Here is a 16,070-nt window from a genome sequence, read left to right as displayed (position 1 = left end):
TTTCTGTGCATGTTCCCTGCAAGCCCTGACCCGTTCAGGGCTTTTTCTACTGCAAGGGGGATGCAGATTGACGGTAAAAGGTTGAGCCAGCTCCCAAAAAGCCTTTGATCCGCTGGCTGCTCTTGTGTAAAACCTGACAAGTCATCGATTATTCTCATCCACTCACGGAAAGCGTCATGAGCAAACAGATTTACAACTTCTGCGCCGGCCCCGCCATGCTGCCGGTTGAAGTCATGGAGCGCGCCCAGCGCGAATTTTGTAATTTTCAGGGGCTGGGAGCCTCGGTCATGGAGCTTTCCCATCGCGGCAAGCCCTACATGGCGGTTGCCGAGAAGGCCGAAGCGGATCTGCGCGAGCTGCTGGCGGTGCCGGACAACTACAAGGTGCTCTTCATGCACGGTGGCGGCCGCGGTCAGTTCTCCGCCGTACCCATGAACCTGCTGGGCGGGGCCAACAAGAAAGCGGACTTCCTGCTGACTGGCGTCTGGTCCCAGAGCGCTGTGGATGAAGCCAAAAAGTATGGCGATATCCAGACCTTCCAGGGGGTTGCCAAGAACGAGCAGGGGATCTCTCACCTGCTGCCGACCCCGGCGTTTCGCGCCGATGCGGCCTATGTTCACTACTGCCCGAACGAAACCATCGACGGCATCGAGATGTTCGACATCCCGGCTACCGGCGAGGTGCCGCTGGTGGCGGATCTCTCCTCCACCATTCTCTCCCGTCCTCTCGAGGTGAGCCGCTTTGGCATCATCTATGCCGGTGCCCAGAAAAATATCGGGCCGTCCGGGCTTGCCATTGCCATCGTGCGCGATGATCTGCTGGAGCAGGCGAGAGCCGATGTCCCCTCGATTTTCGACTACAAGCTCACTGCCAAGAACGACTCCATGTTCAACACCCCGCCCACCTACGCCTGGTATCTGGCTGGCCTGGTGTTCGAGTGGCTGAAAGAACAGGGTGGCCTCGAGGCGATGGAAGCGCGCAACAAGGAGAAGGCCGACTTCCTCTATGACTATCTCGATCAGTCGAGCTTCTACGGCAATCAGGTGGATGTCAGCTGCCGTTCGCGGATGAACATCCCGTTCCAGCTGAAAAATGCCGAGCTGGACAAGCAGTTCCTGGCCGAATCGGAAGCGGCCGGCCTGCTGGCCCTCAAAGGGCACCGCATCGTCGGTGGCATGCGCGCCAGCATCTACAACGCCATGCCGCTGGAGGGAGTGAAGGCCCTGGTGAGCTTTATGGATGGCTTTGCCAAGCGCAACGGCTGAGAACAGAGCCCCTATGTGTTTGCTGGTGGCCTCTCGTGACAACCCTTGAGCCGCTTCCAGCTATTGCAGTGATTCAAGACGCCGGGGATACCCCGGCGTCTTTTTTTCAACAGAACCAGCGCGCTGGCGTTTACCGTGCGATTTCCCCTGAAAGTGCCCTTGCCGAGCGGGACGCAGGCTGTTAACGTCCGGACAGGCGTTTTTTTTGAGATAGCACAGGAAGTCTATGAATTCGTTGCGTTTGGAACCCATTTCTCGTGTGGCCGGTGAGGTCAATCTGCCCGGCTCCAAGAGTGTCTCTAACCGTGCGCTGCTGCTGGCGGCGCTGGCTCGTGGCACCACCCGTTTGACCAACCTGCTCGACAGCGATGACATTCGTCATATGCTGGCTGCGCTGACCCAGCTCGGGGTCAAGTACAAGCTCTCCGCCGACAAGACCGAGTGTACAGTGCAGGGTCTGGGTCGCAGCTTTGCGGTGAAAGAGCCGGTCAATCTGTTCCTCGGCAACGCCGGTACTGCCATGCGACCGCTCTGCGCCGCGCTGTGCTTGGGCTCCGGTGAATATACTCTGGGCGGCGAGCCGCGCATGGAAGAGCGTCCCATCGGCCATCTGGTGGATGCCCTGCGTGAAGCGGGTGCCCATATCCAGTACCTGAAACACGATGGTTATCCGCCGCTGGTGGTGGATGCCAAGGGGCTGTGGGGCGGCGATGTGCACGTCGATGGCTCCGTCTCCAGCCAGTTCCTGACCGCGTTTTTGATGGCGGCGCCGATGGCGGCCGGTGATACCCGGATCCACATCAAGGGGGAGCTGGTCTCCAAGCCTTACATCGACATCACTCTGCACATCATGAAGCAGTTCGGGGTGGTCATCGAGCACGACAACTACAAGCTGTTCTACATCAAGGGCAACCAGACCTACATCAGCCCGGGTGACTTTCTGGTGGAAGGAGATGCCTCCAGCGCCTCCTACTTCCTCGCGGCGGGTGCCATCAAGGGCAAGGTACGGGTCACCGGTATCGGCAAGCACAGCATTCAGGGTGATATTCACTTTGCCGATGTGCTGGAGAAGATGGGCGCGCGCATCACCTGGGGTGATGATTTCATCGAGGCGGAGCAGGCGCCGCTGCACGGAGTGGATATGGATATGAACCATATTCCCGATGCGGCCATGACCATCGCGGTTGCCGCGCTGTTTGCCGAGGGGCCGACCTCCATTCGCAATATCTACAACTGGCGGGTGAAGGAGACCGATCGTCTGCACGCCATGGCGACCGAGCTGCGCAAGCTGGGCGTCGAAGTGGAGGAGGGGCATGACTTTATCACCGTGACCCCGCCGACCCAGCTCAAGCATGCCGAGATCGATACCTACAACGATCACCGTATCGCCATGTGCTTCTCGCTGGTGGCGCTGTCGGATACCCCGGTCACCATCAATGATCCCAAGTGCACCTCGAAGACCTTCCCGGATTACTTCGACAAGCTGGCCAGTATCAGCCAGCGTGGCTGATCACTGACAAACCCGTCATCACCGACGCTTCGGGCCCGCGCTGAGCGGGCCTTTTTGCCTTCCTCATCCGCACCTCAATTTCGCCTAGCATCATTTCAATAACTTGCAAGATTGATATATAAAATAGTTTTGTTATTGCTGTAATTTCCTATTTACACATGCGATGTCACGGGCTATGTTGAGATTTCCTAATCGCAGTCATCTAGCAGGAAGCCTTGTCATGCAGCATCAAACCGACGACGTTCGTATCAGTGAAATCAAAGAGTTATTACCCCCGGTTGCGGTGCTTGAGAAGTTTCCGGCTACCGAGGTGGCCTCGTCCACCGTTTTTGAATCCCGTCAGGCCATTCACAATATCCTGGCCGGCGAAGATGATCGTCTGCTGGTGGTGATTGGTCCTTGCTCCATCCATGATCCGGTTGCCGCGCTGGAGTATGGCAAGCGCCTCAAGGCGCTGCGCGACGAGCTGAAAGGTCAGCTGGAGATCGTGATGCGGGTCTACTTCGAAAAACCGCGCACCACAGTGGGCTGGAAGGGGCTGATCAACGATCCGTACCTCGACAATAGCTGCAAGATCAACGACGGTCTGCGCATTGGTCGCAAGCTGTTGCTGGATCTCAACGACATGGGGCTGCCAACTGCCTCCGAGTTCCTCGACATGATCACCCCGCAATATGTGGCGGATCTGATGAGCTGGGGCGCGATCGGTGCCCGTACTACCGAATCCCAGGTACACCGCGAGCTGGCCTCCGGTCTCTCCTGCCCGGTGGGCTTCAAGAACGGCACTGATGGCACCATCAAGGTGGCCATCGATGCCATTGGCGCTGCCAGTGCGCCGCACCACTTCCTGTCGGTCACCAAGTATGGTCACTCCGCCATCGTGGCGACCCGCGGCAACCCGGACTGTCACATCATTCTGCGTGGTGGTCGTGAGCCGAACTACAGCGCCGCCCATGTCAGCGAAGTTGTGAAGGGGCTGGAGAAGGCCGGTTTGCCGCAGAAGGTGATGATCGACTTTAGTCACGCCAACAGCAGCAAACAGTTCAAGAACCAGATGCTGGTGGCCGAAGATGTAGCCGGTCAGCTGCGTGCCGGCAGCAAGGCGGTGTTTGGTGTGATGGTGGAGAGCCATCTGGTGGAAGGCCGTCAGGATCTGGTGGAAGGGTGTGAACTCACCGTCGGCCAGAGCATCACAGATGCCTGCATCGGTTGGGCCGATACCGAAGTGCTGCTGCGCAATCTGGCGGATGCCGTTGCAACCCGCAACGCCCGCTAAAGACGGGATTTTGCAGTCGCAGTGACAAAGAGAAAGTAATAACCAGAGGCCGCTATTGCGGCCTCATCTATTCGTGTTGCAGGGTTAAGGCTCAGGGCAGGGCATCGGGCCGGAAGCTGGCGCGGATCTGCGGAACCAGGCTCGAGGGGTCGAACCCCTTCTCTTCTCCCAGCACCGGGTGGAGCAGAGGCTTGTCCTCGATGGGGGTGATATCCCCCGCCAGCAGCTGGCGGGTGGCCTGACCCATCTGGTAGAGCTGGCGCACCGGAGCAAATTGTTCCCCGAGGATAAGAGGATCATCGCTGCGGGCAAAGGCCATCATGGGGATCTGGTAGGTGGCATCGCGCGCCGGTTTGTCGCCGTGAATCCCCTTGCCGGCGGACATCAAAAACGGCTGGTGATCGCCAAAGGCCACCACTAGATAGCGCTTGCCCGACTGGTCGAGGGTCTTGAGCAGACGCTCAAGCGAGGCCATGGCATCCACCACCCCGGTGTAGTAGGTGTTGAGCAACTGGGTGTCGCTCTCGCTCTGGTTCGGGCAGGCGCCGCGGCGCTCCTGCCCCTGATAGCGGGGGCCATCGAAGGGGCCGTGCCCCTGCATGGTGACCGCGTAGGCAAACAGCGGTTTGTCATCCTGTTCGCTGCGCTTGAGCAGGTGGTCGATCAGCGCATCATCGGAGATATAAAGCCCCTTGTGCTCAAGGGTGGTGAAGCGGGTGTCGAACCAGCGCTCCTCATAGCCGAGCGCCGGGATTGCCTTGGCGCGGCCCCAGAACTTCTCCACATAGGGGTGGGCGAACAGGGTCTGGTAGCCGTTCTGTCTGGCGCTCTGGGCCAGCCCCGGCACCTGCTGCGAGAGGTAGTAGTAGGGCACCACCCCCTGCTTGAGCAAGCCCACCGGCAGGCCGGTGTTCATCTCGAACTCCGCCAGCACCGTCATGCCGCCGGTGGTGGGGGAGTGGATGGTTTTTTGCCACTGCTGCACGCTGGCGGGCAGGGCGAGGGTGGGAGCCGGGGCGCAGATCCGCCCCTTCCAGTCGAGCCAGAGCGACTCATATTGCAGCACGATCACCAGATCCCAGCGCGGCGCTATGCCCTGGGGCGGATAGCTCAGCTGCGGGGTCAGCTCGTTGATCTGCAAGGGGTAGCGAAACACGCTGCCGCTTTGCAGCATCTCGTCCACCAGATTGAACAGATAGAGGCCGGGGCCGGAGCGGATGATGTCCCTGTGGTAGTTGACCGCGCGATCCACGTAGCGAATGTTGGCTCCCAGCAGCTTGTTGCCGGTCTGGGTGGCAAAGACGCACAGGGCAAAGAAGGCGACGGTGGCCGCGGCTGTGCGCAACACCCAGCGTGACAGGGCAAAGCGCCAGCAGAGAAACAGTGCCAGCAACACGGTGAAGATGGGCAGGATGGGGTGCTGGTCGAGCAGGATCCGCAGCAGCGCGAGCAGGTTGCCAAAATCGTCCCCGCCGAGCGGCACGCCGTAGATGGCGATCTTCATAAAGTTGGCGAGCAGGCCTATACCGGAAAGCGCGGTAAAGACCAGCCCCATATAGAGGTTGAAGCCTGCCAGCGCGCAGAGGCTCCAGCCCAGCACCATGCTGCCCCAGGCGAGATAGTAGTGCTCTGGGCGAAAGCCTGACCAGAGCAGAAACTCCCCCAGCTTGAACACCACGAAGCCGTGCAGCAGCACGAAGGTGAGGTTGCCGAGCAGCAGGCTGCCGATGATCCGCCAGCGCAGGCTGCGGCGCAGCTTTGGCAGCACCGTCTTGAGCACGGCGGCGCTCAGGGCCAGCACCAGGGTCAGGCTCACCACCAGATAAGTGAGGTTGAAGCCCTGCTCCGGCAGGGTTTGCAGGATCTGGCTGAAATCACCGCTCTCGGGGCGATCCTTGAGCAGCAGACCGATGCGCAGCTGATAACGGCTGGCCAGTGCATCGTCCGGTGCGCGCAAGGTGCTGTTGAGATCCAGCGAGCAGCGGTTATTGCGGCACACCTGACGCTTATCCACCGATTGACTGAGCTGGTCGATCCGCTCCCCCTTGTCGTTGAGCAGCTCCACTCGCACCTTGTCCCCCGCTTGCAGCGGCCCCCGCAACAGCCACTGGCTGCGCACCACCAGATAGAGGCCGCGGCTGTCGCTTTTATAGAGCAGGGCGTGGCGGGTGAGGGTGGCCAGCGGATTGTCGGCGGGGCCCAGCACCAGCGGTTGGGCACGGCCCAGCCAGCTGCCGGGATTGATCAGCGGTAATAACAGAGTCAGCAGCAGCAATCCGCCCAGCAGGGCCAGTAGCCCAGAGGGCAGACTCAGGGCACGGGGGCGGCCTGAGGAGGGGCGATTCATATAAGCTCATCCTTTGAGCGAGTAAGGGAGAGATCGTTCATCCGTATAGAGTTTGACCCGATGGTGCGGGCCTTGTTTCAGCTTGTCAATTTAATGACCACTTAATGAATATTTGGTTACAGCTCAACCTTGCAAATTGTGATCCCGATCGAGGGGTTGTTCGGAATATGTGATGAAAGCGTCATCATGGGGTTTTGCCACTGGCTTGGGAGGGAGCTGCTGTTTAGTCTCTCGATAGCGACTGGAGGTACATGTATGAATCCCAAAGTGATGGCACGTCAGGCCAGATTGCTGCGCATGCTGGAGAGCAAGGAAGAGATCCGGATCGGACGCGAGCGCGACTGCCCGCTGCCGCTGGCCCAACTGGTCAAGCTGAAGGATACTCATCCCGCAGTGGTCAAGGTCTATCGCCACGGTCTCACCGCCGAGGTGTTTCACCTCAAGGTGGAGGGGCATCACTGGTGCCTCAAGCGGCGCCGTCAGGATTCACTGGTGGCCAACCTCGATGGCAAGACCGCCTTTCTGACCGAGCTGGAGCGGCGGCGTGAAATCGAGGCGCTGCGCGAGCTGCATCCTACTGTCCTCTCCCACGTGGTTTGCACCAGCTTCGGCTCGGCGCGGGCCGGGGTACTGGTCTCCCCCTGGTTGCGGGGTGTGCCGGTCCATCAGCTCAACGAGCGCAATCTGGCCCAGATGCTGGAGGTGCAGGGTGAGCTGGCCCGCTGGGGCTGGTTTGACTGGGACCCGAGTCCGGGCAACTTGCTCGATGACGGCGAGCAGATCTGCGTGTTCGACTTTGGCTATATGTGGACCTTCGATCCCCGCTTTGAATACAACTCCAACGGTCTGGTCGATCCGCAGTTCCATGTACCGGAGCGGTTGGAGACCCGCACCCTCTCCGGACTCTGGCTCGATGAGGCCGATCCTCTGCCGCAATTTCGCTACTGGCGCGAGCTTTGTCTGAAATGGGTCAAACGGGAGATCCACCACCTGATCCGCGAAGGGGCCAGCGCGCCCGTGCTGGCCCGCCTGCACGCCCTGCAGGGGGAGTGGAGCGCCGCGCTGGCGAGCGACGAGGCGCTGGTCGCCAACTGGTGGCGGGACATGTATCGCAGCCACCGGCTCGATGTGGCCGATGATCTGAGCGGCCAGAGCTGCGGCCCGCTCACCCTGCGTCGCCTCGACTGGTTGATGCAGGCAGTGACGGAACACTATCCGCTGCTGGTGGACAATCTCTCGCCCCAGGAGACGGAGCTGGGCCAGACCGGGCTGCTGGCCTGCTTGCAGCAGCTGCGCCGGGAAGCAGTGGCCTGCCAGTTGCCTGCCACCAGCCTTGCCTGAGCCAATACCTTTGCGGAGTACAAATGAACAGGGCGCCTTGCGGGCGCCCTGTTGCATGGTCTGGTTCGCCTCGCGGTGAGGGTCAGTCCAGCAACTCCTGATGGAGGCGGTTGACGATATTGCCCGCCTCGCTCTCCTTGACCAGGAAGCAGAGGTTGTGGGCGCTGGCGCCGTAGCAGATCATCCGGATGTTGTGCTCGCGCAGGGCGTCAAAGACCTGACTGCCCACCCCGTTCACTTCGCTCATCCGGTTGCCGATGAGCGCCACCAGTGCCAGACCGGTTTCCACCTCCACCTTGCAGAGCTGGCCCAGCTCGGCCAGTACCTTGTCGCTCAGGATCGGTTCGCCGTTACTCTGGCTGCCGGTGTGATCCAGCGTCAGTGACACGCTCACCTCCGATGTGGTGATGAGATCGACCGAGATGCGGTGACGGGCCAGAATGCCGAACACTTCGGCCAGAAAGCCGTAGGCGTGGAACATGTTGAGGCTGTGCAGGGTCACCAGCACCTGCTGGCGGCGCAGGGCGATGGCGCGAAACAGCGGGCTTGAATCTGTGCTGGCGCGGATCCAGGTACCACCGGCGGCAGGATCCTTGGCGGAGCCGACAAACACCGGAATGTTCTGGCGCACCGCCGGTTGCAGGGTGGCGGGGTGCAGCACCTTGGCGCCGAAAGTGGCCATCTCGGCTGCTTCGACAAAGCTGATTTCAGGAATGGGGCGGGCGCGGGTGACGAGGCGCGGATCCGTGGTGTAGATGCCGGGCACATCGGTCCAAATCTCGATACTGGCGGCATCGAGCGCTTCGGCGAGCAGGGCCGCACTGTAGTCAGAGCCGCCGCGCCCCAGCGTGGTGGTGCGGCCATCGCCATCGGCACCGATAAAGCCCTGGGTGATGATGAGGCTGTCGCCAAGCTGCGGGCCCAGCGTCTGCTGGCAGAGGGTACGGGTGGTGGCCAGATCGACGGTGGCCTTGCCAAAGCGGCTGTCGGTGCGCATCAGCTGGCGCACATCCTGCCAGTGGGCCTTGACGCCGCGCTGGCGCAGCAGCTCGGTAAAGAGGCGGGTAGACATCAGCTCGCCGCAGGCAATGAGGCGATCGGCCAGCTCCGCATCGGTATGCTGGTGAGCTTGCTGGGCCATGAGGCGAATTTCGTCCAGCTGGCCATGAATGAGGGCGCTCACATCAACGGGGTTGCCGAGATCTGCCAGAATGGCCTGCTGGATCCCGGCCAGTTTGGCCAGCTGCTCGTCGCGGCCCGCTTCGTCCAGCTCCCCTTGTGCCAGGGCGACCAGCAGGTTGGTGACACCGGCGCTGGCGCTCAGTACCACCACCCGGGTGGCGGGATTGGCCAGCACGATATCGGCGCAGTGATTCATGGCCGGGAAGTTGGCGACACTGGTTCCGCCAAACTTGGCGACATTGATCGGGCTCATTGCTTACTCCTGTCTTATTTTAAGATTCCGGTTCCATCGGGCAAAAAAGAGAGGAGGAGGCTGAAAATGGCAGGAATGAACGAAACTATCCCGGCCAGAAGCACTCCACCTGCAGAGCCCATCCCGTACCGCCCCTGACAGGGCGCGGTGGGGGATGATCACTACCGATGACAACCCGGGGGATTCAGCCCCCGCAGCCGACGTTGAGGTTACCAGTCTCCTCACTCGTCTCGGCGCTGCTCCCCCTGACCCAAGTTCACCGGACGCTGGCGTCCTCCCTTGGGCTGCCTGGGCAGCGCTCCTCTTCTGGCTCCACCAGGGCGGTGGAGTGCATTTAGAAATACCCTGCGTTGGATTGCACTGTCAATCGAGTTTGTGAAAAAGTTCAAATTGTCGGCTAACTCAACGCAGGATCAATGACTTAGGCAATGGTCTTTGACAAAACCTTGGAACGGCGCTGCCAGTTGTAGAGACGCTGGCGCGCCACTGGCAGATCTTCCACTTCCAGCGGATCGAAGCCCCGCTCCCGGAACCAGTGGATGGAGCGGGTGGTGAGCACGAACAGGCGGCGAATGCCGAGCCGCTTGGCCCGCTCGGCCACCTTGGCCACCAGCTGATCCCCCCGGTTGGAGTTGCGATAGTCGGGGTGGATGGCGACGCAGGCCATCTCCGCCATCGCCTCTTCCATAAAGCAGTAGAGGGCCGCGCAGCCGATGATCAGGCCATCGCGTTCTATGATGGTGAACTTGTCGATCTCCATCTCCAGCTGCTCGCGCGAGCGGCGTACCAGAATCCCTTCCTCCTCCAGCGGGCGAATAAGATCCAGAATGCCACCGATATCTTCGATGGTGGCGGCGCGGGCCTGCTCGGCACTTTCCCGCACTATCTGGGTGCCGAGGCCGTCGCGGCTGAACAGCTCCTGCAGCATGGCGCCATCATCCTGATAGCTCACCAGATGGGAGCGGGGCACGCCGCCACGGCAGGAGGCGATCGCTGCGCGCAGATAGCGGGCGGTGCCGGACATCTCTTCTCCCGCCTGCTCCAGCTCAATCAGCAGCTCTTCGGCCTGCTCGGGGAAGAGCTCTGAGATGGCTTCGCCGCGCCTGTCCATTACCCCCTGGGTGCTGCTAAAGCAGATGAGCTTGTCCGCCTTGAGGTCGACCGCCACCCGGCGGGCCACCTCTTCGGAGCTCAGGTTAAAGCTCTCGCCGGTGACCGAGCAGCCGATGGGGGAGATGAGCACCAGACTCTTCTGATCGAGCTGGCGGGTGATCCCCTCCACGTCGATGCGGCGCACCCGGCCGCTATGGCAAAAGTCGATGCCATCATCCACCCCCAGCGGCTGGGCGGTGACGAAGTTGCCGCTCACCACGCTGATCCGCGCCCCCTGCATGGGGGTGTTGGCGAGCCCCATGGAGAGCTGGGCGGTGATGTCGTATTGCAGGCCGCCACACACTTGTTTGATGATGGTGAAACTCTCGTCATCGGTGACCCGGATCCGCTTGTGATACTGGGCCTCGATACCGGCGCGGGCCAGCGCTTCATCGTTTTGCGGACGTGAACCAAACACCAGTACCAGGCGTATGCCCAGTGTCTGCAGCAGGGCGATATCGCTGACGATATTGGCGAAGTTGGGGTGGCAGATGGCTTCTCCCCCCATCATCAGCACAAAGGTGGCACCCCGATGCACATTGACATAGGGGGTGGATTGCCGGAAGGCATTGACCAGACTGGGTTCGCGTTCACGCACTTGATATTTCTTCCATAAAAAAACAGCAATTTGCTCAATATATGAAAATTAATTCACAAATCAAGACTAAATATTGATTTTGGCTGTTTCTGGTCTACGAGGGGCGGCTTGGCAGTGCGGATCGGGAAAGGGTGACGGACGGTGCAGATGGCCGCCGGGGCGAGCGGGGAGGGGCCCGCCGGTTGATCCGGCGCGATAAACTGCTATCTTCGATGCTCCTTTTCGTCAGCTGTGTGATTTCACAGGGTTTTATACAAGGACAGAATTCATGGAACAGATTATTTCACCGGCAGATGCCCTGCCGGGACGACGCGAAGCGATGGTGATTGGTCAGCAGCATGCGGTGAATGGCAACCCGACCAAGGGGCCCTGGCCCGAGAACATGGAGATCGCCTGGTTTGGCATGGGTTGCTTCTGGGGCGTCGAGCGCCTGTTCTGGCAGCAGCCGGGCGTCTACTCCACCGCGGCAGGTTATCAGGGCGGCGTGACCCAGAATCCCACCTACAAAGAGGTGTGCAGCGGGCTGACCGGCCATGCCGAGACGGTGCAGGTGGTGTTTGATCCGGCGGTGATCAGCTATGGCGATCTGCTCAGACTATTCTGGGAGCAGCACGATCCGGCGCAGGGGATGCGTCAGGGGGGGGACATTGGCACCCAGTATCGCTCGGTGATCTTCTATGGCGACGAGAGCCAGCAGATCATTGCCCAGCAGAGCATGGCGGCCTACCAGCAGGCGATGGCGGCAAGCGGCGACAGCCGTGTCATTACTACCCGCATTTTGCCGCTGGCGCCCTTCTACTACGCCGAGGATTACCATCAGCAATATCTGGAGAAAAATCCGGATGGCTACTGCGGACTGGGTGGCATTGGAGTCTGTTTGCCGCCCAGCCTGAACCGCTGAACAGGTTTGTAGTCGATTTCTTAATAAAAGTGAAAATAAATGGTCGGAGGAGGGAACTTATTGCGACCAGTCGGGACTAACTAGGTAGCGTCCAGGGATCGGATGCAAAGTCCAGACACATTTCTTGCCTTGATAACCGCCTGATGAATGAACGCACTGGCGGGTTGAAAATGATAGCAAGCAGGGCTGCCCACCAAGGCGGCCCTTTTCCTTATCTGCTGCTTTGAAATCTTGCGTTGGGCGGGAGAGCCGGACGGCAGATCAGCCGATGGCGCTGTCGAACAGGTTCTTGATGAGATCGATAAACTCGATGAGGAAGGTTTTCTGTTCCGGGGTCGGGGCGCGCAGCCAGACGGCGGAGAGCACCTCTTCCAGGTCGGCGACCACGGCGTCGGCCTCCTGCATGATGGCAAAACGCACCTTGGGATCTAGCTGGGGGTTTTGCTCGCAAATGGCCATCAGGTTGCTGGCAACACGGCCACTGACCAGATCTTCGATGGTCTCTTCACCATCGTTCTGCTGTTGGGATTCAAACAATCCCAAACTCTCCACCAGATACTCGATCAGCGAGATATAGCCTTCACTTTCTACCACCATGGTTGCTGCCTCAATACAGTAACAATACGAAAATTAAGCGTATTTTAGTGGCTTGCCCTAGCTTGGCAAGCAGCAGTGCATGCGATGGCGAGTAAAACTGACTCCGCCCCGCTCCACGGACTCCAGCCCGGTCAACGTAAAGCCATGTCGTAAAAATAGCTCATAACTGAAGGCGCTGGCCTCGGTGGTGATGAGGGTCATACCGAGCCCTCTGGCCCCCGCGAGCGCCGTGGTGAGCAGCAGATTGCCCAGTCCCTGGCGCTGATGGTCGGCGCTTACATAGAGCAGACTGAGATGGCCATCGGGGCTCAGGGTGACAAAACCGAGGGGCACATTTGCCAGCTCCGCCACCCAGCCGTGGTGCTCGCGCAGCTGGCTGACAAAGCCCGGATGTTGTGAACCGAGGGCCCACTGCTCCACCTGTTCGGCGCTGTAGTGCTCGGGGCCGCAGCGTCGCACCGCCTGCTCAAACAGGCTCACGAGGGCGGGGATATGTGCCTCACCAAGGGGGACAATGCAAAGTGCTGGACTAAGTGCTGGGGTCATAAGGTTGGGTCGTCAGTGGGGGAGAGGGGACGCGGCGCCTGTGGCCGTTTGGCTTTGGGCAGACCCGCGACAACCCGCTCATAGGAGTGGTGCACCCAGCCCTGCCACAGATCATCTGGCAAGGTGCTGTTCAGGGTCACTGTGTTCCAGTGTTGCTTGTTCATATGCCAACCCGGTTTGACCTCGGGGTGGATCTCGCGCAGCAGCAACGCCAGCTCGGGCTCGCATTTTAGGTTGATGGTAAGCGGCTCGGCCTGCCAATCCACCAGCGCGAACATCTTGCCCGCGATGCGGTAGACCAGGATCTCCGGGCCAAACGGGGTATCTTCGGTGGCGCCCGGCAGGGTCAGCAGAAAGTGGCGCAAACGGGTCAAATCCATGGAAAGTTCTCGCGCAAGGGGTGATCCGGGTCATGTCAGGCGCATATCTATCGGCGGGCCTGTTCTGTTAATATGCGCGCAGCCGAGTATACCCCCCATCACCAAGGGAGCCTATTGGATGTTGTATCACAAGACTTTCGAACTGGGTCCCGAGCGGGATTGGGTGGTGTTTGTCCACGGCGCCGGTGGCAGCTCCTCCATCTGGTTCAAACAGCTGCGCGCCTATCGCGAGCACTTCAACGTGCTGCTGCTGGACTTGCGCGGCCACGGCCAGTCCCACCAGCTGCAACAGGTGGTCAAGGGTCACTACAGCTTTCGGGAAGTGACCGAAGATATCGTTCGGCTGCTCGATCATCTCGATATCCGCCGCGCCCACTTTGTCGGCATCTCCCTTGGCACCATCCTTATTCGCCATCTGGCCGAGCTCTGCCCGGAGCGGGTCAAAAGCATGGTTCTGGGGGGCGCCATCCTGCGGCTCGATATCCGCTCGCGGGTGCTGGTGCAGCTGGGCCGACTCGGCCAGCACTTCCTGCCCTATATGTGGCTCTACCGGCTGTTTGCCTTCATCATCATGCCGCGCCAGCACCATCAGGAGTCGCGCAACCTCTTTGTGCGCGAGGCCCGCAAGCTCTGCCAGAAAGAGTTCAAACGCTGGTTCCGCCTCGCCACTGAGGTCAACCCACTGATGCGTTACTTCCGCGAACGCTCCCTGCCCATTCCCACCCTCTATGTGATGGGGGAGGAGGATCATATGTTTCTGGCACCGGTGCGCGAGCAGGTGGCCCGCGATGCCAGCTCCTCGCTGGCGGTAATCGAGCAGTGCGGTCATGTCTGCAATGTGGAGCAGCCGGAGCAGTTTAATCGTCGTACGCTGGCATTTATTCAATCGCTGGGGAGCGGACGGAAATAAGGATTCATTACGCTGTGCATTCAGGTCATGCTACAGCGGCATTGCAAGCTGGCCGCGAGCAAAGCGCTGCCAACGTGCAATAGATGCCGCTGTCTTGGCGATCGTATAAGCCGCATACTTTCAAGCTACAAGGGGTGATCTGCCCCCCTGATTCTTTATAATGCCCCCCTTTAAAACCGCCGGACCCCGGTTCGGCGCGCGCTGATGGCTGGCTACGTCATCAGGCAGATTATCAGGATTGAGAAACGGTTATGCATACTCTGGAACAGCTGCGTGCGGGTGAACTGTGCGGTGCCCGCCATCTGAAGCTTTGTGAAAACCTGACGGAGTTCCCCACCGAGATTTTGAGCCTGAAAGAGACGCTGGAGGTGCTGGATTTGACCGGCAACCAGCTAAGCACGCTCCCCGACGAGCTGGCCGAGTTTGGCAAACTGCGCATTATCTTCTGCTCCGAGAACCGCTTTACCGAGCTGCCCGAGGTGCTGGGGCGTTGCCCGACGCTCACCATGCTGGGCTTTAAGGCCAACCGGATTGCTACCGTCTCGGCCAAGGCGCTGCCCGCCGGTTTGCGCTGGCTGATCCTGACCGACAACGCAGTGGAACAGTTGCCTGATGAGCTGGGCCAGTGCGACGCCCTGCAAAAGCTGATGCTGGCGGGCAACCGCCTGCGCGAGCTGCCGGCCAGCCTTGCCAACTGCCGCAAGCTGGAGCTGCTGCGCATCGCCGCCAACCGCATCGAACGCTTCCCCGAGTGGCTGCTCTCGCTGCCGCGCCTTTCCTGGCTTGCCTACTCAGGCAACCCCTTTAGCGAAGGGGAGGAGGCGCGGGCCATCGATGATGCCCATGTCGCGCCCATTGCCTGGGAGACGCTGGCGCTGGGCGAGTTGCTGGGGCAGGGAGCATCTGGCGTTATCCATCGCGCCACCCTTGTGGGTAATACTGCTGATGAAGTGACTCAGGCGAGCGATAGAGGCGATGATAGTCAGGTGGCGGTCAAGCTGTTCAAGGGGGCGGTGACCAGTGACGGGCTGCCCCGCTGCGAGATGGCGGCGTCGCTGGCGGCGGGCACTCATCCCAAACTTATCAAGGTGATAGGCAAGGTGGCGGATCACCCCTCCGGCATTCCGGCGCTGGTGATGGAGCTGATCGACCCGGCCTTTGCCAATCTGGCCGGGCCGCCGAGCCTAGACTCCTGCACCCGGGATGTCTATCCAGAGGAGCTGCATCTGAGTGTGCCGGATGCGCTGGCGATGGCCCACGGCATTGCCTCGGTAGCGGGCCATCTGCACCGCGCGGGCATCATGCACGGGGACCTCTACGGCCACAATATTCTGTTTGCCCGTGGGTTTGACGCCCCGGCTCGCGCTCTGCTGGGGGATTTTGGTGCGGCTTCCTTATATGAGCGCAGCGACCGCGAGCGGGCCGTAGGCCTTGAGCGTTTGGAAGTGCGTGCCTTTGGTTGCCTGCTTGAAGAGTTGTTGGCCCATTGCGATACGCAAGACTCACCGCTTGATGGGTTGCATCAGCTCAAAGCGGCCTGCCTCTCGGAACTCCCCGCCGATCGTCCCGATTTTGCTTATATCGAGCGCCAGCTGGCGGCCGCTCGCGCCACGCTGTCGTGATCTTTCTGGCGTTGGCGGGCACGTTTTGGCCTGCCAACGTCATTCCTTTCATTCCTTTCATTCCTTCATCGCCATACACCCATGACGTTTTTGCATGGGTTGGTATGTCTTGTCCGTCATAAACGCAGCCAATAGCGCCCATTGCGACAGCGAGGCGCAGGGCATGGGGACGTCCCGTCATTCGCCCGAT

13 protein-coding genes and 1 riboswitch are annotated in these 16,070 nt (G+C 60.5%); of the genes, 7 read left to right on the top strand and 6 right to left on the bottom strand.

The features are described 5' to 3' along the window. Window positions 1–176 precede the first annotated feature (176 nt). From serC to aroG, 3 genes are all read left to right on the top strand, one after another. Window positions 177–1,265 carry a 3-phosphoserine/phosphohydroxythreonine transaminase gene (gene serC / locus I6L44_RS07640; RefSeq protein WP_216953813.1) on the top strand — a complete coding sequence of 363 codons (1,089 nt, stop codon included), beginning with the start codon at window positions 177–179 and terminating at the stop codon, window positions 1,263–1,265. A gap of 226 nt (window positions 1,266–1,491) precedes the next feature. Continuing rightward, a complete protein-coding gene (gene aroA, locus I6L44_RS07635; protein ID WP_005351267.1) occupies window positions 1,492–2,775 on the top strand; it encodes a 3-phosphoshikimate 1-carboxyvinyltransferase in 1,284 nt (427 codons plus the stop codon). 220 nt (window positions 2,776–2,995) lie between these two features. Then, complete coding sequence (gene aroG, locus I6L44_RS07630) at window positions 2,996–4,051, top strand: 3-deoxy-7-phosphoheptulonate synthase AroG (RefSeq protein ID WP_216953812.1); 1,056 nt, start codon at window positions 2,996–2,998, stop codon at window positions 4,049–4,051. Window positions 4,052–4,142: 91 nt separating this feature from the next. On the opposite strand, the gene I6L44_RS07625 is transcribed toward aroG, so the two are convergent. Then, window positions 4,143–6,398, bottom strand: a complete 2,256-nt coding sequence (locus I6L44_RS07625) for an LTA synthase family protein (protein WP_216953811.1) — start codon at window positions 6,396–6,398, stop codon at window positions 4,143–4,145. Between the two features lie 255 nt (window positions 6,399–6,653). Here I6L44_RS07625 and I6L44_RS07620 point away from each other — a divergent pair, with 255 nt between their 5' ends. Continuing rightward, complete coding sequence (locus I6L44_RS07620; RefSeq protein WP_216953809.1) at window positions 6,654–7,739, top strand: hypothetical protein; 1,086 nt, start codon at window positions 6,654–6,656, stop codon at window positions 7,737–7,739. A gap of 82 nt (window positions 7,740–7,821) precedes the next feature. Here I6L44_RS07620 and lysC read toward each other — a convergent pair whose 3' ends face one another. Both lysC and argA read right to left on the bottom strand, forming a co-directional pair. After that, window positions 7,822–9,174 (bottom strand): lysine-sensitive aspartokinase 3, encoded by a 1,353-nt coding sequence (gene lysC, locus I6L44_RS07615; protein ID WP_216953808.1) that lies wholly within the window; start codon window positions 9,172–9,174, stop codon window positions 7,822–7,824. Between the two features lie 90 nt (window positions 9,175–9,264). Then, window positions 9,265–9,488: riboswitch (Lysine riboswitch) on the bottom strand. A 107-nt stretch (window positions 9,489–9,595) separates the two neighbouring features. After that, complete coding sequence (argA, locus tag I6L44_RS07610) at window positions 9,596–10,924, bottom strand: amino-acid N-acetyltransferase (protein WP_216953805.1); 1,329 nt, start codon at window positions 10,922–10,924, stop codon at window positions 9,596–9,598. A gap of 268 nt (window positions 10,925–11,192) precedes the next feature. On the opposite strand from argA, the gene msrA reads away from it, so the two are divergent. After that, on the top strand, window positions 11,193–11,825 hold the full coding sequence (gene msrA, locus I6L44_RS07605; RefSeq protein WP_216953803.1) for a peptide-methionine (S)-S-oxide reductase MsrA: 633 nt from the start codon (window positions 11,193–11,195) through the stop codon (window positions 11,823–11,825). 261 nt (window positions 11,826–12,086) lie between these two features. Here msrA and I6L44_RS07600 read toward each other — a convergent pair whose 3' ends face one another. Genes I6L44_RS07600 through I6L44_RS07590 form a run of 3 tightly spaced genes read right to left on the bottom strand, consistent with a single transcriptional unit; the run spans window position 12,087 to window position 13,348 of the window. Continuing rightward, window positions 12,087–12,422 (bottom strand): DUF3802 family protein, encoded by a 336-nt coding sequence (locus I6L44_RS07600; protein ID WP_005333735.1) that lies wholly within the window; start codon window positions 12,420–12,422, stop codon window positions 12,087–12,089. Between the two features lie 57 nt (window positions 12,423–12,479). Next, window positions 12,480–12,968 (bottom strand): GNAT family N-acetyltransferase, encoded by a 489-nt coding sequence (locus I6L44_RS07595; protein ID WP_216953801.1) that lies wholly within the window; start codon window positions 12,966–12,968, stop codon window positions 12,480–12,482. Beyond that, entirely contained in the window at window positions 12,965–13,348 is a 384-nt protein-coding gene (locus tag I6L44_RS07590) for an MmcQ/YjbR family DNA-binding protein (RefSeq protein ID WP_005333730.1), read from the bottom strand. The genes I6L44_RS07595 and I6L44_RS07590 overlap by 4 nt, the downstream gene beginning before the upstream one ends. Before the next feature lie 118 nt (window positions 13,349–13,466). Between I6L44_RS07590 and I6L44_RS07585 the strand changes: the two genes are divergently transcribed. Continuing rightward, on the top strand, window positions 13,467–14,258 hold the full coding sequence (locus I6L44_RS07585; protein WP_040066426.1) for an alpha/beta fold hydrolase: 792 nt from the start codon (window positions 13,467–13,469) through the stop codon (window positions 14,256–14,258). Between the two features lie 251 nt (window positions 14,259–14,509). Then, window positions 14,510–15,880 carry a leucine-rich repeat-containing protein kinase family protein gene (locus I6L44_RS07580; RefSeq protein ID WP_216953799.1) on the top strand — a complete coding sequence of 457 codons (1,371 nt, stop codon included), beginning with the start codon at window positions 14,510–14,512 and terminating at the stop codon, window positions 15,878–15,880. Window positions 15,881–16,070 lie beyond the last annotated feature (190 nt).

The sequence above is a fragment of the Aeromonas sp. FDAARGOS 1414 genome (assembly GCF_019047065.1).
Classification (GTDB): domain Bacteria; phylum Pseudomonadota; class Gammaproteobacteria; order Enterobacterales; family Aeromonadaceae; genus Aeromonas; species Aeromonas veronii_A.
This window is presented reverse-complemented; position numbering and strand designations above follow the sequence as displayed.